The organism is Streptomyces rectiverticillatus (assembly GCF_013394065.1).
Lineage (GTDB): Bacteria > Actinomycetota > Actinomycetes > Streptomycetales > Streptomycetaceae > Streptomyces > Streptomyces rectiverticillatus.
This window is the reverse complement of sequence record NZ_CP040752.1, coordinates 521,975-538,680: the sequence shown is the minus strand read 5'-3', so window position 1 is coordinate 538,680 and position 16,706 is coordinate 521,975. Positions and strand designations below refer to the sequence as shown.

Genomic DNA, 16,706 nt, shown 5'->3' with positions numbered 1-16,706 from the left:
CGTACCGCTCAGCGCCTCTCAATACCTCGGGGTTTATCCCCAGCGCTGGAGCTTGCCACCGGCATCGATTCCCGCGTAAATGCCGTTGCTGCTGTTCGTTCCCAGGGTCTTTCCGGTGGCCTTGTTGGTGAGCCGCCAGCCGTTGGAGAACTTCGTCTCGTACCACTTCTGGTTATTGCTGCCGGTGCACGAAACGGTGCGGAGTTCGCCCTTGTAGTGCTCAAGGCAATCGCCGTTGTAGCCGCCGGCGTGCAGGACGAAGGTGCCGTCGCTCTTCTTGGTCTCCCACCAGCTCGCGTACCCGGAACCGCAGTCGCCCACTGCGGCGATGCCGGCGATGTGGGACAGGCACTTGTTCGTGCCCTTGTTCTTCCAGGTGACGCTGCCGTCGGCGAAGGCGTCGCCCGAGCCGGCGAGGAGCAGGGCGGGCGCGATGACCGCTGCCGCCGCGAGCTTGCCTATCAGGTGCTTCCCCATGAAATTCCCCCTGTTGATGGTGAATCGAAACTGCTTGTAGCCGCCGCCGACCCTACAACGATCAAGATCGTATTGCCACGCGAGGCCGGTCGGCCGCAGTGGGCGCGGCGGCGTTCGGGAGAAGTCCGGGGAATTTCTCGGACATCGCCGAATATTTCATATGGCCGCGACCAAAGGCGGATTTGGCACCCAGGTGGTGCGCAGCAGTTGCGGATCGCGTTGAGGAGCGCTCTGATCTGTGTGCGGTTCGAGGTGATGAGTTGCTGCTCCTCGTAGTAGCGCAGTAGCCGGCGAGGCGTGCCGGTATGGTCCGACGGCTCTCCGGTCCGCACGTGACGGGCCTCACATCCTCGTCGGCTTGACCTTCACATATGTGTGAGGGTTTCAGGATTCACGTCATGTCAATGAGCAAAACGGAGCCGTCCGTTGATCCCGTAGTCGGTGTCGTTCAGGAGAAGCAGGAGAAGCAGGAGAAGCAGGCGAGGAAGGAGGAGAAGCTCCCGCTCATGGCGCTGCTGGCGCTGGCCACGGCCGTGTTCATCACGAGCCTGACGGAGACGCTGCCCGCGGGCGTGCTGCCCGCGATGAGTGGTGACCTGGGGGTGAGCGAGTCCGCCGCCGGCCAGACGGTCACGATCTACGCGATCGGCACGGCACTCACGGCGATCCCGCTGACCGCGGCCACCGCCGGGTGGCGGCGCAAGGGCCTGCTGCTGACGGCGATGGGCGCCTTCGCCGTAGCCAACACGGTCACGGCGGTCTCGGCGAACTACCCCCTGACCATGGTGGCCCGGTTCGTGGCCGGTGTGGCGGCGGGCCTGGCCTGGGCGCTGCTGGCCGGTTACGCGCGCCGCATGGCGCCGGTCCCCCTGCAGGGCAAGGCGATCGCGATCGTGATGACCGGCATCCCGGTCGCCCTCTCACTGGGCGTGCCCGCCGGCACGTTCCTGGGCAAGGCACTGAGCTGGCAGGTGGCGTTCCTGGTCATGACGGGGATCACCCTCGTCGTCATCGCGTGGATCGTGGCGATGGTGCCCGATTACCCGGGGCGGAAGCGCGGTGAGCGCGAGCCGATCCTGCGGGCCCTGAAGGTGCCCGGCGTGGTACCGGTCCTCTTCGTCGTGACCGTCTTCGTGCTGGCCCACACCATTCTCTACACCTACATCGCCACCTTCCTCGACCGGCTCGGCATGGGCGGCTCGACGGACCTGGTGCTGCTGGTCTTCGGTGTCGCCTCCCTGCTCAGCATCTGGATCGTCGGTGCCCAAATCCACCGCCGGCTGCGCTCGCTGACGGTCCTGAGCACGCTGCTGGTCGCCGCCGCGGCGGCCATCCTGGCCGTGCTGTCCGACAGCCCCGCGCTGGTTTACGTGGCGGCCGCGCTGTGGGGCCTGGGCTGGGGAGGCGCTCCGACGCTCCTGCAGACCGCCGTGGGCGACGCGGGCGGCGAGCAGGCCGACGCGGCGCAGGCCATGCTCGTCACCCTGTGGAACGTGGCCATGGCCGGCGGCGGAGTCGCCGGCGGCGTCCTCCTCGGGCTGTGGGGCACCGGCTCCTTCCCCTGGAGCGTGCTGGTGCTGCTGGTGCCGGTCCTGGTCGTCGTGCTCGCCGCCCGGGCGCACGGCTTCCCCGCCGAACGCGCGAGCGCGCACTCGTGAACACCCATGTGGCACATCGCGGCCCTGCGAAGACCCGACCGGGTCCTCGCGGGGCCGTCCCCCGTCTGCGAACACCAACGAACGTCCCGCTCCGCGACCCGGTGTGTATGCTCGAACGATCACACGGATGTCAGGGTCGACTCGACGGACTGCGAGGGCGGATCATGCGGATCGGGGAGCTGTCGGAACGCACCAGCACGTCCCGCCGGCTGCTGCGCTACTACGAGGAACAGGGGCTGATCGTCTCCCGGCGCTCCCCGAACGGCTACCGCCACTACGACGAACGCCTCGTGGACCGCGTCCTGCAGATCAGGGGGCTGCTCGACGCCGGGCTGCCCACGCGCATCATCAAGCAGATCCTCCCGTGCCTGGACAAGCCCCGCGTCATCCACTTCCCCGACGCGACGCCGGAGATGCTGGCCACCCTCGAACTCGAGCGCGACCGTATGACCGAGCGCATCGAGTGCCTGATCCGCAACAGGGACGCCGTGTCCGAATACCTGGACACCGTGCGTACCAACCGCCGCCCGGAGGTGGCGGCGTGACGGACGGGGCCGGGCCGTGGACGCCGGGGGACGCCGGCGTTCTGCAACTGCCCTCCGGACGCCTCGTCAGGGGCCGTGGACTGCGCAGGCCCCTGCCCGCGGGCCCGGCGCCCTCCTTCGCCGTGTACCTGCTCGGAAAGCAGCCTCCCGAGGTCCCGTGGGAGGCCCGCTGGCTGCCCTGGCCGGACTTCCGGCTGCCCCGCAGCGCCGCGGACGCCCGTGATGCCTTCCACGAGGCGTGGAAGCGATCCGCGGCCGAGCGCGTAGAGATCGCCTGCGCCGGCGGCCGGGGCCGGACCGGCACGGCGCTGGCCTGCCTCGCCGTCCTGGACGGGGTTCCCGCCGATCGCGCCGTGGACTTCGTACGCCGCCACTACGACCGGCACGCCGTCGAAACCCCCTGGCAGAAACGCTACGTCCGCCGCTTCGCCGCCTGACGGCACGCCACGGCAGGCCACAGCACGGCACAGCCCCGGGCGAGGCAGGTACTCAGGTCCCGGACCGGGACGATCTGAGTACGGAGGCGGATGCCCGCCGGTGGGTGCGGTTCGTAGGGTCCGGCACATGGAGAACACCGCCACCGCGTCCGACACCCCCGCCCCCGGCCCGAGCCGCCCCGCCCCGAACCGCCCCGGCGTCCCGCCGCGGCGCACCGCCGGCGACTGGATCTGGCTGACCGTCGTCGCGGTGGCCGTCCTCGCCCTCGGCGCCTTCGTCGGGGTGCTGGGACCGCTGCTCGCCATCGCCTGCGACTCCTGCCAGGACGGCGTCCGCGGCCCGCTGCGCTTCGGCGGGGGGATCGCCGTCGCCTGGGGCGCCGTTCCGCTCGTCACGCTCGGGACGGTGACCGGCATCTTCCTGCCCCGGGGCGGCGCCCGGGTGGGCGCCTACGGGCTGGGGGCCCTGGTGGTCCTGCTGACCGCGATGCTGATCCTCGGCCAGTACACGACCTGACCCGGCGGCCCCGGGTCCCTGCCGTGGAAAGCCCGCCGCTACCGTACTCGGGCGATCTTGAGGCCGTCACGAGGCCCGGACCGGAACGGAACGACGAGGAGTCCCATGCACGCGGCAGCCCACGACGAGGCGCACGACGAGTTCTTCCCCCTCGTCCCGGCGCCGCAGGACGGCTCCCGCTGGCAGGCGCCCACCGATCTGGAGCAGTACCTGTACAAGCTCAGCCGGGCGGACAACGCGTATGCGTACCTCCGCACGCTCGCGATCGAGGGCGTGTACTACCCCGTGCGCCTCGACCACGCGCAGGCCGCAGGCGAGGACGAGCGCCCCATGCTCACCATCGAGACCCCCGACGGGCACACCGCGGCACAGGTCTACACCGCCGGTCTGCTGCCGCGGCCGCACCCGTTCCTCGTCTACGAGTACGCGACGCTCGGCGCGCTCGCGCAGATCGTCCCCGAGGACGTGGGCGTCCTCGCCGTCAACGCGGCCACGCCCTGCGAGCAGTACTTCCTGATCAGCGACGAGGAACGCGACGTGTGGCTGGACCTGCACCACGAGCTGTTCTCCTCGGACGAGCTGATGGACCGTGTGGTGACCCGGCGCACCGGTGCCCCCGGGCCCGGCCCGCTGCTGCACGGCCTGGCCTGCGGCGCCCACCTGTGCTTCGCCAACGGCGACGCGTGGAACACCCTGCACTGGCACGGCATGGGCTACCGCGGCGAGGCCGAGCGGATCGCCGACAGCTGGGGCGTACACGGCCGCGAGGACTGGCTCTCGACGCAGGAGCGGCTCCTCGGCCGCGACGTGAGCCCCTGGTACTGGGACTTCGTCCTGGGAGCGCGCACCGCGCTGACCCGCGCGCGGGGCGGCCGCGTCGATCCCGGGGAGTGGCGCGACACCGTGGAGTCGACGCTGCGCGTCCGCGCCCAGGAGGGCGGGACCGCCGCGGACGACGCCGAGCTCGCCGGTTTCGTGGTGCACCTGCGCGAGCTGGTGGGTGAGATCCTGCGCTACGAGGCCCGCTTCCGCGCCGACGGGCTCCTGCCGCCGGACGGCTTCGTACGCACGATCGCCGCCTGGGACATAGGCCGCGCCTCCAAGATGGCCCGCTGGGGGCGGGGCGCGCGGTACGCCACGGAGACCGAGATGCACACGGCGATCGAGCGCGCGTCCCGGGAGGCGCAGGCCGCCTACGACTCGTGGGAGGAGTTCTCGGCCGGCTACGTCCTGGGCCGGTGCCTGCACTTCGACGAGGAGGAGTTCGGCCGCTGGTACACGACGGTCCTCGACGCCCACCGGGCGCTGACCACGGACCCGGACAGCCCTTGGCGGACGGTGCCGTTCAAGAGCTGAACGGTGCCGTTCAAGGGCCGAACGGTGCCGTTCAAGGGCCGACGGTACGACCCGCGACCCCCGGCTACCGCGCTCCGGCTACCGCACCCCGGCCAGGGCCTCCAGCAGCAGGCCCGGGTCGACGCCCCGCGGCAGGTCGCTGACCTGTCCGTCCCCGGCCTCCACCACCCGCCACACCCCGTCCTCGCGCAGCGCGAGGTCGGTGGTGACGAACCGGCAGTCCAGGGCGGCGACCAGCGGTGACACCGCGTCGAGGACCGGTGCCGGCCGCAGGTCGGGCCGGTCGGGGTGGGCCGTCACGAGGACGGGGCGCCCGTCGACCCACCACGCGCGGGCCTCGCCGCCCTCCGTGAAGCACTCGAAGGCCCGCATCACCACGCCGCCCGCGAGGAATTCCTCCTGAAGCTCGACGAAGCGGGCCACCACGGCGCCCAGCCGCTCCGTGTCGGCGAGGTCCGGCACGTAACACGCCTCGTGCCACTCGTGCTTGCGGGACTTGACGAAGTCCTTGACGATCGCGGGCCCGCCGCCGAGGGGCGCCGTGAGGGCCGCGAGCTCGCGGGCGCCAGGGGCGTGACCCGGACGGGCGGGCAGCCACACGCTCCGCGGTGTGACGGGGGCGAGCGTGGAGTACCAGCCCGGCAGCTCGTGCGCACGCCGGTAGGCGTCCGGCGAGGTCAGCAGCGTGACCCCGCGGTCGGCGAGCGCGCCGGCCAGCTCCGCGTACCGCCCGGACGGCACCATCCAGCCCCGGTACCAGGCCGCCCCGGCCCCGCGCGGCACGCCACGGACCGCGCCGGAGACGTCCCCGGCGAGCAGCGCGTCGTGATCCAGCAGCGCGGTCCGCAGCCCCAGCCCGCGGGCGGCGCGCGCCTCGTCGGCGAAATGCGGGTCCGCCCGCCGGGGGCCGAGCGGGTCGCTGCAGAAAACGATCAAGGGCGCCATGCGCGGCACCCTAGCCGTCGTGCCCCGGTCCAGGGCAACCGCATTCCGCGCGGACGAGGGCGCGCGGACACCCGGAAGGCCCAGCTTCGCCTGCGCGAAACGACCGTTCCGGGAGAGCGTGAGGGTATGGAGACGACTCCGGAGGGGACCGCCCGGCCCGGCGGCAGCACCGGGCGGCCGCCGCTGGTGCTCGTCGCGGGGGCCACGGGCTACATCGGGGGCCGGCTGGTGCCCGTCCTGCTCGGTGCCGGATACCGGGTGCGCTGCCTGGTGCGCGACCCCCGGCGGCTGCGCGACCAGCCGTGGGCCGACCGCATCGAGGCCGTCCGGGGCGACGTCACCCGCCCGGACACCCTCGCCGGCCCCTGCGAGGGCGTCGACGTCCTCTACTACCTGGTGCACGCGCTGGGCACCGGGGCGGACTTCGAGGAGACCGACCGCCGGGCGGCCCTCGCGGTGGGCCGGGCGGCGAAGAAGGCCGGAGTGGGCAGGATCGTCTACCTCGGCGGGCTCGCCCCGCGCCAGGTGGCCGAACGCGACCTCTCGCCCCACCTGCGCTCCCGCGCCGAAGTCGGACGGATCCTGCTGAACAGCGGAGTGCCCACCGCCCAGCTGCGGGCCGCCGTCATCATCGGCTCCGGCTCCGCCTCCTTCGAGATGCTGCGCTACCTCACCGAACGGCTGCCCGTGATGGTCACCCCCAGCTGGGTCGCCACCCGCATCCAGCCCATCGCCGTGCGGGACGTCCTGCGCTGCCTCCTCGCCGCCGCCCGGCTCCCGCCCGACGTCAACCGCGGGTTCGACATCGGCGGCCCGGACGTGCTGACCTACCGGCAGATGATGATGCGCTACGCGGCCGTGGCCCGGCTGCCCCGCCGGCTCATCCTGCCCGTGCCCGCCCTCACCCCCCGCCTGTCCAGCCTCTGGGTCGGCCTCGTGACCCCGGTGCCCGCCTCGATCGCCCGCCCGCTGGTGGAGTCGCTGCGCCACGAAGTCATCTGCCGCGAGAACGACTTCGCCCGCTACGCCCCCGCCTCTCCCGACGGCCCGATCGGCTTCAACGAAGCGGTCCGCCTCGCCCTCAAGCGGGTGCGCGACACCGACGTGGCCACCCGCTGGTCCTCCGCCTCCCTGCCCGGCGCCCCCAGCGACCCGCTGCCCTCGGACCCGGACTGGTCGGGCGGCACGCTCTACGAGGACCGCCGCGAGGCGCACATCGAGGCCCCGGCCCGCGAACTGTGGCGCGTGGTCGAGGGCATCGGCGGCGAGAACGGCTGGTACTCCTTCCCCCTGGCCTGGTCCCTGCGCGGCCTGCTCGACCGGCTGGCCGGTGGCGTGGGCCTGCGCCGCGGCCGGCGCGACCCGCACGCGCTGCGCCTCGGCGACTCGCTGGACTTCTGGCGCGTCGAGGAGATCGAACACGGCCACGTCCTGCGGCTGCGGGCGGAGATGCGGCTGCCCGGCCGCGCCTGGCTGGAGCTGACCGTCACGCCCGACGGGCCCGCCCGCTCCACCTACCGGCAGCGGGCCCTCTTCCGCCCCCACGGGCTGGCCGGACACGCCTACTGGTGGGGCGTGTCCCCCTTCCACGCGATCGTCTTCGGAGGCATGGCCCGCAACATCACGCGGCGCGCCCTGCAGGAAGCGGCCCGGCCCGGGCTGGAGTGAAGGGGAGCCCGGGGAGCCGGTCCGTGTCCGGCGGACCGGCTGCGAGCCGCGCCGAGCCGCGCCGAGCCGCGCACGCGCGTACCGGTCACGACGGGCCGGGACGGTCGTCGATGACGATCACCGTCCGCGCCCGCGCCGCCTCCCTTCCCCCTGCGCCTTGGCGGTCGTCCGGGCGGACGGTGTCCACGACCGCGGCGATGCGCTCGTAGAACTTCGTGGCCAGAGCGCAGTCGCCGGGGTCGCCACCGGGGCCCTGATGCATGACGGCGTGCAGCGCAGTGAGGATGGCCATCAGAGACCGGCCGGACACGACGACGCGTGCCTGGCCGTCCTCCCCGGCCGAGACCTCGCCGGGCACCCTGAAGTGGGCGTTCCGCGCGGCCTGCTCCACGATGTACGCCCAGGTGTCGCGGTGGCACACCAGATCCGCGGCGCCGATTCCCGCGGCCTTCTCCAGCCGCTTCTCCAGCGTCTCTTCACCGGCTTCCGGCTGCGCGCCCTCGCTGACCTTGACGCTGACCTCCGCCCCCGCATCTGCGGGAGGCACGGGGCCGGGGTGCGGTGCCGGTCCGGCCTTGCGCGGCGCGGAGGGGCCTTCGGCGGCCTCCCGGCAGGCAGCCCGCAGTTCCTGCAGCAGCGCTGCGTTCTCCCGGCGGGTCTCCGCGACGTCCTCGCGCACCTCGGTCAAGGCGCGCCGCAGGTCGCGCAGCTCTTCGTGCAGCTCACCCAGTCTGCCGCCCAGGCCGCCGCCGAGTTCCTGACGCAGCCCGTCGTTCTGCCGGCGCAGTTCCTGAAATCCCTCCCGGAGCGTCTTGCTCATCTCGCTCCGCAAGGAGCCTATGGCCTCTCCGAGCTTCCTCAGCGGCTCCTCATCCGGCGACTTCCCCCACCTGAACATGCGGCTCCCCGTCCCTGCGGTCAGTCCGGTGACCGGAACCGTTCAAGGATCCCGGCCCGTCCGAGGAGGAGGAGAGAAGTCCGTCAGGGGTGGCTCGTTCCGCTCTCATGGCCGTCCGGAACGGCCTGGTTGCACGGGCCGGTCCGGGCGTCACCGAGAATGCGGGGATGCGCGCGATACCTGACCAACCCTTTCTCGAAGCCGGCCGGCCGCACTGGGCCGCCGTCAGCGCCGACGGGCTCTGGCTCGCCACCCAGGCCTCCGGGACCGGGCCCGGCGGCGGGCCGCGGGTGGCCGTCTACCGGAAGAGCGACTTCTCGCTGTGGGACCTCGTGGAGGTCGACCATTCGGTGGAGGCCTTCTCCTTCCACCCGGTCCTGCCGCTGCTCGTCCTCTCCACCGAGTGGGGCGAGGAGTGGAATCGCGTGGGCGGCCTGTTCCTCTACGAGCCGCAAACGCGGCGCCGCGTCTCCTTCCCCGTCACCGGCGCGGGCGTGACGGGGCTGCGCTGGCTTGATGCGCACAGGCTCGAAGTGACCTTCTCCGTACCGGATCTCTCCTACGAGCGGGACGGCCAGGACGCCTACGCGCGATGCGTCGTCGAGCGCGACGCGTGGCTGGGCGTCGAGGACGGCGCGATCGACCTGGGGACGCGGAAGACCCTTGTGGACGAGGGCGAGGGCGAGGGCCTGGACCTGGACTTGGACTGGGGCCCGCGGCTGGAGCCCGGCTACCGGGTGGGCGACCGCCTTGTCGCCCTGGCCGCCGAGGCCGGGCGGACGTGGGTGTTCCGGGACGACGTCATGGCGGTGGAGGCGTTGCGGGACGGCCGGGTGCTCTGCAGCCTGCTCAGCAGCAGCCTGCTGGAGTGCTGGTCGGCCGCCGGCTCCCTGCTGTGGTCCGTGCCCGTGCCCGAGGACACCTTCCACCGCTCCGGCTGCCAGATGTACGTGGCGTCGGACGAGGACACGGCGTGGGTCACCGTGCTCGTCGGGACCAGTGACAACCGGCGGACGCTTCTCCAGCGGGTCGACCTCGCGGACGGCACGATCGTCGCCGAGCACCGGCTCGACTTCCCGGCCCGGCTCTCCGCGCGGGCCGACGGCGCGTGGGCGGCCCGCGACTCGCGTGATCTGTTCCCGCCCGCCAGGTGGCCGCCCTCCGAAACGCCCGTGTTCACGCCCACGGGCCGTCAGCTGGGCACGGTGGCGCTGGGGGAGTGCGACAGGTCGTTCGCGTTCGACGTCCGCCGCTGCCCGCACCTGCTCTTCCTGCAGGGCGCCGACGACGGTCCGCGCCCGGAGAAGTGGGTGGTCGAGGCCTCTCCCAGGGGCGTCGAGCCCTTGTTCCCGCTGCGGTGGGAGGAGTGCCCCGCCGGACCGGTCGGCGGCGGGCCCGGGGTGTACGTCAGGGACGGCCTGGGCCCCGGGATCGTCCACGCCGCCGCCACGGCCGAAGGGCCGTTCCTGCTGCGCCGGGCGTTGCCCCACGGGGAGGTGGTGTGGGCGCACCGCATGGAGGCCGAGGTCAGGGCGGTGGACGCAGGCGGCGGGCTCCTTTACGCGGTGACCGCTGCGAAGGAGCTGCTGACCCTGCGGCCGGCCGACGGCGCGGTGATACGCCGCCGGCCGACCGCCGTAGGCGCGCACGACTTCACTCCCAGGAGCCTGAGCGTCGCACCGGGCGGGGAGGTGTTCATCGGAACGGCGGAGGGACGGATCCTCGTGCTCGACCGCCGGGAAGAGGAACAGCAGGGCCGAACCCGCGACTGAGCCTACTTCTGCACCTCGCGGACCCAGGCGGTGAGCCCCGCCAGAAACCCCGCCCGCTCGTCGGCCGACAGCCCGTCCAGGGCGCGCAGCAGCGGCTCGGTGCGCCGCACGATGAAGGTTTCGAGCGGGGAGCGGAACTCCTCGGCCAGGGACACCAGGACCCGGCGGCGGTTCGCCGGGTCTTCGGCCCGTTCCACGATCCCGGCCCGGCTCAGGCCGCCGACCAGGTCGCTGGCGGTGGGCAGCGACACCTGCAGCCGCCGGGCGATCTCGCTGACGGTCAGCGGCTGCCCGGCCAGCAGCTGGGGCAGGACAGCCCCGTGACGGGGCGTCAGCCCGTGGGTCTCCATCGCTTCGCGCAGCGGTGCCGGCATCAGGTCGCGTACCACCGCTCCACGGTAGAACGGCTCCAACAGCGGGACGAGGCCGACGACTTCGAGTTCGGCCGGTGTCGGTCTCCGTGGTGCCTTCCCGGCCTCTGGGGTGTGCTGCATACTACGAGTGTATATGCTTTTGATCTCCAAACCATTTGGATAATCGAAGGGTCTCGCCATGACGTCGATCAGCTACAGCGATGCGCTCAACGATGCTCTGGAACGGATGGACGACCTCGGGTACGAGCGCGGGCAGGGCGTCGACCTCGCCAACCACGGCCCGATGGGAGCCGAGGCGCTCGCCCTGCTCGGGCAGGAGGGCGAGGTCGCCCGATGGGTGGTGCGCTACCGCAAGGCGATGGAGCACCACGAGCCTCCGGCCGCCCGCTTCGCCCTGGACCCCGCGGACGAGTCCTCGTGGCGCCCCGCCCTCGGGGCCTTCGACCGGGCCGGGGACTGGGAGCGGCTCTTCGCCCGCGAACTGGCCGACGCCCACTGGCGCGAGGTCCTCGCCCGCTGGTGGCCGCGCCTGATCCCCGGCCTGTTCGCCGGCCTCACCCACGGCCTCATCCGCACCGCCCACGCCGTACGCGGCCTGTACGCGGCCGCCGGCAATGCGACCCCGCTCCAGCTGAACGAGCTGGCCCGCGGCCTGGCCTACTGGGCCGCCCGGTACGCCGAACTCCCCGGCCACCCGCGGCTCGGCGGCTCCTACGACCTGCACGCCGCCGTGGCCGCACTGCCCCGTGTGGCCCCGGACGGCCCGATGGGCCCGGGCGCCGTGCGCCGGCGCCTGGACACGCTCGACCGACTGCCCGGCTACGACGAGTCGCTGGGCCGGCTCGCCCAGGAGCAGGCGCCCAGGCTACTGAGCGAGATGACCCTCCAGTTCGCCGACGTCTACCTCGGCCACCCCGAAGTGTTCCCGGTCCCGCTGATCCACGGCGTCACCGCCCCCGCCGCCGTCCGCATCGTGCTCCCGCACCTGCCGCACGAACTGCACGAGCCGACCCTGGCCCGGCTCTGGCAGGTGCACACCGCCTTCCTGCTCGCCTTCACCACCGACCGGCGCGAGGAGGGCACGGACGCCTGGCGGTCGGAAGCGCGGGACCTGCCCCCACTGGACGAACTGGGCGCCAGGGCCGCCGAACACGGCGACGAGCACGTCATCAAGTTCACCGAGGCGTGCCTGCGCGAGTACGCCCTGCGCCCCGACCCGCGCTACCCGGCCGCCGCCTACGCCGCGCAGCGGCGGATCACTCGCCTGGACGACGGCGGGGCAGTGCGCAATCTCTGAGCATCGGGAGGTCCGTACCGCCGTCGGCGACGGCGCTTCCGGCGACCGTCGGGCTCACGCATAGGCTCACGCATGGGATCACCGCATGGGATCACGCATGGGGCTCCCCGGCGGTAGCCTCACGCCCCGGGGCGGCGGCTTCCAGGTCGGCGATGCTGCCCGACATGATCGTCCGCACGTGCTCGGTGATGTGCTCCGCGGGCCAGTCCCACCAGGCCACCGCCAGCAGCCGGGCGATGTCCTCGGCGCCGTAGCGGGTGCGGATGAGGCGGGCCGGGTTGCCGCCGACGATCCCGTAGTCGGGCACGTCCGTGGTGACGACCGAGCCCGAGCCGATGATCGCGCCGTGTCCGATCCGCACACCGGGCATGACGGTGGTGCCGTAGCCGAACCAGACGTCGTTGCCGACGACGGTGTCGCCGCGCCCCGGCAGACCGGTGAGCAGGTCGAAGTGCTCCGCCCACGAGCCGCCCATGGTGGGGAAGGGGAAGGTCGACGGGCCGTCCATGCGGTGGTTGGCGCCGTTCATGATGAACCGCACCCCCGTGCCCAGCGCGCAGAACTTGCCGATGACCAGCTTCTCCGGCCCGTAGTGGTAGAGCACGTTGCGCGTCTCGAACGCGGTCGGGTCGTCCGGGTCGTCGTAGTAGGAGTACTCCCCGACCTCGATCAAGGGGGACTTCACCAGCGGTTTGAGCAGCACCACCCGGGGCTGGCCGGGCATCGGGTGGAGCACGGTCGGATCGGCGGGAACGGGCATGGCGAACATTCCTTAAGGCGGTGAGAAAAAGGACGAGGAAAAGGACGAGGACGAGGACGTACCTGCATCCGGTTCCATGATCGCAGCGCCGGCTCCGGCCCGCTCCGGCGGCTCGGCAGCACTGCGAACCGATCGGGTGCCGGGCCGTCGAGTCTGCCGCTACGGGGCGGCGCCGCTCCCTGGCATCGGTATATGACGACGACGCAGGTCCCGGGCTACGTGTTCGACAACGAGCATGCGGATGCCGCAGAACAGCACCGCTGCCTGGCCGGTGCGTACGACGCCTTCACCACCCGCCGCCTGTCCCGGCTTCCCCTCGGGCCGGGATCGGTGTGCCTGGAGGTGGGGGCGGGCGGCGGCAGCGTCGCGCGATGGCCGGCTGGTGCTGCTGCACCTGCCCGAGCGCATCGATGTGCTCCGGCGCCTGGTCTCGGCGCTCAAGCCCGGGGGCCGGCTGCAGCTCGACGAGTTCGACGAGTTCGACGAGACAACGTACGGGCCGCTGATCCCGCTCGGCGCATCGGGGGACGCGGCCGCCGAGGCGTACCGCGACTACCTCGGGGCCAAGCTCCGTCTCCTGGAATCCGCCACAACACGCGGCACCTGCGGGACCGGTTCCTCGCAGTGGGCATGACCGAGGAGCAACTCGAAGAGGCGGGCGCGGCCATGAGCCACCCCGACTTCCTGGCGAGTTCCTGCCTGATGTACTCGACTCAGGGGCAACGGCCCGAGAGCGCACCTGCGGCGTTGCGGTGATGTTGTTGTCCTCCGGGGCCTGGAGCGTGCGCAGGCCCGCCGGGGTCAGATCGCATCCCACGGCGCCGCGTCGTACAGCCCCTTCAGCATGCGCACGGGCTCCGCATCCAGGGGGAAGCGCACGTCGTCGATGAGCGGCACGGGAGAGACGCCCACGGAGTTGCAGACGAACGCCGCGTCGAAGCGCGCCACCTCGTCCAGCCGCACCGGCTGCCGCCGCCACGGCAGGCCCGCCCGGTCCAGCTCCCGCTGCAGCACCAGCATCGTGATGCCGTCCAGGGCGGGGGCCGAGGGCCACACCACCGTGTCGCCGTCGAGGAAGCCCACGTTGGTGATGGCGCCCTCGGCCACTGTGCCGTCGGGCTCCACCAGCAGCGCCTCGTCGAAGCCCGCCGCCTTCACCTGCCGCAGGTGGTAGGCCTGCCCGAAGACCCCTACGTGCTTGAGGTGGGCGCCGGGCCGGGCGTACGGGACGCTGCGCACCCGCTGCGGGCCGGGTTCCGGCACGGCGGGCCGCAGGATCACCGTGGTCACCGTCCTGTCGCCCGGCTCCGGCGCGTACACGTAGACCCGCGCCGATGCGTCGCGCACTCCCGCCTCGCCCAGGGCGCACCGGATCCGGTCCCGCACCAGCTCGCCGTCCAGCCCCTCGCCGAAGAGCTCCTTGGTGGCCGTGTCCAGCCGGGTGAGGTGGAAGTCCAGCCCGCGCACCCGGCCGTCCCGGACCTGCATGGCGGTCATGTGCCCGTAGCCGCCCATCAGCGCGAGGAACAGCGGATCGGCATCGAGGGCACGGCCGTCGACCTGGACGTACGGGGTGGAAAGATCGCTCATGCTCACCACCGTACGTCGCGGGTCGCGGGTCGCAGGTCGCAGGTCGCGGGGGAGGGGGACGGCGGCAGCCGGCGTCGCGCTCAGCGAGCGGCCCCGGCCCTGCGCACGACCAGGGCCGCGTCGTGCGCCACCCCGGTGAGCCACGCCTCGATGTCGGCGACCAGCAGGACGGTGGCGGGATCCGCATCTGCACCCGCATCCGGCGCCTGTGCCCGTACCTGCGCCTGTGCCTGTGCCTGTGCCTGTGCAACCGCACAGTGCAACGGCGCCGACTCCGCCGCCGGATACGGTCCGGAGAGCTCCGGCACGTCCGCCCCCGCCGAACGGACGAACTCGGTGGCCCGCAGGCAGTCGCCCGCCACGCGGTCGGCCAGGGCCACGAGCAGGGCGGTCGCGTCCGCGGGCAGTACCGCGCCCTCCCCGTCCCGGCGGGCTTCCGCGAGCAGCAGTCCGCCGCCGCTGACGGTGTGGTGGCCGGGCTGCATGGCCGTCTCCCAGGGAGGAGTCGCCCGTTCCCGGCCGGCGTGCTCCGTCCGGTACTGGGTGTGGGCCGCCTGGGCGAGGAGCATCGCGGCGTGGGCCGGGCGCAGGGGATCCGCAGAGCGGTCGTGGGTACGGTCGTGGGCACGATCGCCGCCGTAGCCGCCGCCGTAGCCGTAGCCGTGGCACAGCCCGAGAGTCACCGCCTTGCACGCCTCCGCGCCCCGGACCATGAAGTTCACGACGGCGCGCCGCAGTTCGCCGCCCGCGCCCTTGGGCCACGCGACCAGGCTCGCCGCGGCGCCCAGGGACCCTCCGATCACCACGTCGAGGAGCCGCACTGCGGGCAGCTGCCGGTCCGGAGGCAGGATCTGGGCGAAGAGCAGGATGAGGACGAGGGTCAGCGCGGCCTGGGTCCAGGCGGTGCCCAGCACGGGGCCCACGCTGAAGCCCACCAGGAACACGACGGGCGCAGCGGCGATGTAGAAGGCCGGCGTATCGCCCACCAGAACGAGCATCAGCGTCGCGAGCGCCGCGCCGACGGCCACCCCGAGGAACGTCGGCGTCAGGGCGCCCCGGGTGCCCGCGGCCGAGGTGCGCATCAGGCTGATGATCGCCAGCAGCACCCAGAAGCCGTGCGGCAGGTCCAGGGCCCCCACGATCAGCCGTGCGACCGCCAGCGCGAAGGCGAGGCGCAGGGCGTTCTGCAGGAGGACCGAGCGGGGTGTCAGATGCAGCCGCAGCCGTCGCCACCACCGGGCGGGAGCACGCAGTGCGGCGTACGGGAACGGGCCGCCCGGCCGCTGCCACCGGGCGTCGAGCGGCGCCCCGAAGGCGATCCGGGCGCCCTCGCCGGCCAGCAACGCGCCCGTGGCGGCGGCCTGGACGACCGAGTCCTGCCGCAGCCGCAGGGCCGTGACGCCCGCGAGGCGTCGGGCCCGGTCCGCGCGGAAGGAGGACAAGGCCGTGGCCAACGCATCGTCGCGCGGCCCGGGCGAGCCCGAGCGCAGCACCCGCGCGGCACCCCGCAAGGCCGCCGCGGTGCGGTCCAGCAGGTGCGCGGCGGCGGGGTCCGGCCCCCTGGCGCCGGCGAGCAGCCGGTCCAGCTGAGCCCGTACGTGCCGCACGGCTGCACGGACGTCGTAACAGGCCCGGTCCCGCAGAGAGGCGGACGTGGGGCGCTCCGCAGGCGCCACCCGGGACAGCAGCGTCGCCTGCAACGCCAGGTAGGCCGCCTCCTGGTCCCGCTGCGCCCCGGAGCGGTCCGCGGCTTCGCCGTCACCCGCACCGGAGCCGGCCATGAGACGCCCGGTGGAGGCGCAGTAACCGGCCACGGCGTCCACCGCGTCGGCGAGGAGGACCCGGTACGGGACCGGTTGCTCGTCGCGCCACAGGAGGCGGTCGACGAGGGCGGTCAGCAGGATTCCCACCGTGAGCCCGCCGAGCCGCTCGCCCAGCGTCCCGGGGGCGTAGGGCGGGAAGCACGGGAGCAGGTAGTACAGCTGGAAGGCGGAGGCCAGCCCGCCCAGGCGCGGGCCACCGACCCCCAGGAACGAGGCCGTGAAACCCACCACGAACATGCCGCAGGCGGCGCTCCACGAGTGCGCCGCGAGCAGCGTGCCGGCGGTGACCAGGACCCAGCCGGCGGGCAGCACCGCGAGGAACGTCCGCGTCCGCTGCTGCGCAGCCCCCGGGACCTGGGAGAACAAGGTGAGCGGTAGCGCGCCGAACAGCGCGTAGAGGGCCATGCCGGGCGCGCCGAAGCCGTAGCGCAAGGTGTAGAAGCCGGTGAGCCCGGCGACGGCGGCCCAGGTCGCACGCCGGAGGTGCTCCGGCCCCTGGTCCTGCCGCAGCAGCCACCGGAGCGGGCCGGTCACCTCCACGACGGCTCCCGGCCGGCGGGGGGACGCGTCACGCTTGTCACCCTAGGCG

Annotated in this window: 17 protein-coding genes and 1 pseudogene; 10 read left to right on the top strand and 8 right to left on the bottom strand. The window is 73.0% G+C overall.

Annotated elements, in window-relative coordinates; all coding sequences use genetic code 11:
• Window positions 1–33: 33 nt before the first annotated feature.
• Together FGW37_RS02150 and FGW37_RS33090 are read right to left on the bottom strand one after the other, a co-directional pair.
• The gene (locus FGW37_RS02150) at window positions 34–477 is read right to left on the bottom strand and encodes an RICIN domain-containing protein (RefSeq protein ID WP_179079481.1); all 444 of its coding nucleotides are present in this window, start codon (window positions 475–477) and stop codon (window positions 34–36) included.
• Between the two features lie 242 nt (window positions 478–719).
• A pseudogene (locus FGW37_RS33090) lies at window positions 720–809 on the bottom strand (MerR family transcriptional regulator); the annotation flags it as partial.
• A 174-nt stretch (window positions 810–983) separates the two neighbouring features.
• Here FGW37_RS33090 and FGW37_RS02145 point away from each other — a divergent pair.
• The 5 genes from FGW37_RS02145 (at window position 984) to FGW37_RS02125 (ending at window position 4,990) form a co-directional block, all read left to right on the top strand.
• The gene (locus FGW37_RS02145) at window positions 984–2,135 is read left to right on the top strand and encodes an MFS transporter (protein WP_246430709.1); all 1,152 of its coding nucleotides are present in this window, start codon (window positions 984–986) and stop codon (window positions 2,133–2,135) included.
• 164 nt (window positions 2,136–2,299) lie between these two features.
• Complete coding sequence (locus tag FGW37_RS02140; protein WP_179079480.1) at window positions 2,300–2,680, top strand: MerR family transcriptional regulator; 381 nt, start codon at window positions 2,300–2,302, stop codon at window positions 2,678–2,680.
• Window positions 2,677–3,117 (top strand): protein-tyrosine phosphatase family protein, encoded by a 441-nt coding sequence (locus FGW37_RS02135; protein ID WP_179079479.1) that lies wholly within the window; start codon window positions 2,677–2,679, stop codon window positions 3,115–3,117. The genes FGW37_RS02140 and FGW37_RS02135 overlap by 4 nt, the downstream gene beginning before the upstream one ends.
• Before the next feature lie 127 nt (window positions 3,118–3,244).
• Window positions 3,245–3,634 (top strand): hypothetical protein, encoded by a 390-nt coding sequence (locus FGW37_RS02130; protein WP_179079478.1) that lies wholly within the window; start codon window positions 3,245–3,247, stop codon window positions 3,632–3,634.
• Between the two features lie 105 nt (window positions 3,635–3,739).
• Window positions 3,740–4,990 carry a DUF1266 domain-containing protein gene (locus FGW37_RS02125; protein WP_179079477.1) on the top strand — a complete coding sequence of 417 codons (1,251 nt, stop codon included), beginning with the start codon at window positions 3,740–3,742 and terminating at the stop codon, window positions 4,988–4,990.
• Window positions 4,991–5,068: 78 nt separating this feature from the next.
• Here FGW37_RS02125 and FGW37_RS02120 read toward each other — a convergent pair whose 3' ends face one another.
• A complete protein-coding gene (locus FGW37_RS02120) occupies window positions 5,069–5,935 on the bottom strand; it encodes an ATP-grasp domain-containing protein (RefSeq protein ID WP_179079476.1) in 867 nt (288 codons plus the stop codon).
• Window positions 5,936–6,061: 126 nt separating this feature from the next.
• Here FGW37_RS02120 and FGW37_RS02115 point away from each other — a divergent pair, with 126 nt between their 5' ends.
• The gene (locus tag FGW37_RS02115; RefSeq protein WP_179079475.1) at window positions 6,062–7,603 is read left to right on the top strand and encodes an SDR family oxidoreductase; all 1,542 of its coding nucleotides are present in this window, start codon (window positions 6,062–6,064) and stop codon (window positions 7,601–7,603) included.
• Window positions 7,604–7,688: 85 nt separating this feature from the next.
• Here FGW37_RS02115 and FGW37_RS02110 read toward each other — a convergent pair whose 3' ends face one another.
• Entirely contained in the window at window positions 7,689–8,423 is a 735-nt protein-coding gene (locus tag FGW37_RS02110) for a hypothetical protein (protein WP_179079474.1), read from the bottom strand.
• Between the two features lie 245 nt (window positions 8,424–8,668).
• Between FGW37_RS02110 and FGW37_RS02105 the strand changes: the two genes are divergently transcribed.
• Window positions 8,669–10,273 (top strand): hypothetical protein, encoded by a 1,605-nt coding sequence (locus tag FGW37_RS02105; protein WP_179079473.1) that lies wholly within the window; start codon window positions 8,669–8,671, stop codon window positions 10,271–10,273.
• Window positions 10,274–10,275: 2 nt separating this feature from the next.
• Here the strand turns inward: FGW37_RS02105 and FGW37_RS02100 are convergent, their stop codons facing one another.
• Entirely contained in the window at window positions 10,276–10,767 is a 492-nt protein-coding gene (locus FGW37_RS02100; protein WP_179079472.1) for a MarR family winged helix-turn-helix transcriptional regulator, read from the bottom strand.
• A gap of 58 nt (window positions 10,768–10,825) precedes the next feature.
• Between FGW37_RS02100 and FGW37_RS02095 the strand changes: the two genes are divergently transcribed.
• On the top strand, window positions 10,826–11,944 hold the full coding sequence (locus FGW37_RS02095; RefSeq protein ID WP_179079471.1) for a questin oxidase family protein: 1,119 nt from the start codon (window positions 10,826–10,828) through the stop codon (window positions 11,942–11,944).
• A gap of 91 nt (window positions 11,945–12,035) precedes the next feature.
• Here FGW37_RS02095 and FGW37_RS02090 read toward each other — a convergent pair whose 3' ends face one another.
• The gene (locus tag FGW37_RS02090; protein ID WP_179079470.1) at window positions 12,036–12,704 is read right to left on the bottom strand and encodes a CatB-related O-acetyltransferase; all 669 of its coding nucleotides are present in this window, start codon (window positions 12,702–12,704) and stop codon (window positions 12,036–12,038) included.
• A 382-nt stretch (window positions 12,705–13,086) separates the two neighbouring features.
• Here FGW37_RS02090 and FGW37_RS33085 point away from each other — a divergent pair, with 382 nt between their 5' ends.
• Together FGW37_RS33085 and FGW37_RS33800 are read left to right on the top strand one after the other, a co-directional pair.
• A complete protein-coding gene (locus FGW37_RS33085) occupies window positions 13,087–13,338 on the top strand; it encodes a class I SAM-dependent methyltransferase (protein ID WP_246430217.1) in 252 nt (83 codons plus the stop codon).
• Complete coding sequence (locus FGW37_RS33800) at window positions 13,335–13,460, top strand: hypothetical protein (protein WP_281394663.1); 126 nt, start codon at window positions 13,335–13,337, stop codon at window positions 13,458–13,460. Before FGW37_RS33085 ends, FGW37_RS33800 begins: the two co-directional genes overlap by 4 nt.
• A 45-nt stretch (window positions 13,461–13,505) precedes the next feature.
• Here the strand turns inward: FGW37_RS33800 and FGW37_RS02080 are convergent, their stop codons facing one another.
• Together FGW37_RS02080 and FGW37_RS02075 are read right to left on the bottom strand one after the other, a co-directional pair.
• A complete protein-coding gene (locus FGW37_RS02080) occupies window positions 13,506–14,294 on the bottom strand; it encodes an aminotransferase class IV (RefSeq protein ID WP_179079469.1) in 789 nt (262 codons plus the stop codon).
• 80 nt (window positions 14,295–14,374) lie between these two features.
• Complete coding sequence (locus FGW37_RS02075) at window positions 14,375–16,651, bottom strand: FUSC family protein (protein WP_179079468.1); 2,277 nt, start codon at window positions 16,649–16,651, stop codon at window positions 14,375–14,377.
• Between the last annotated feature and the right edge of the window lie 55 nt (window positions 16,652–16,706).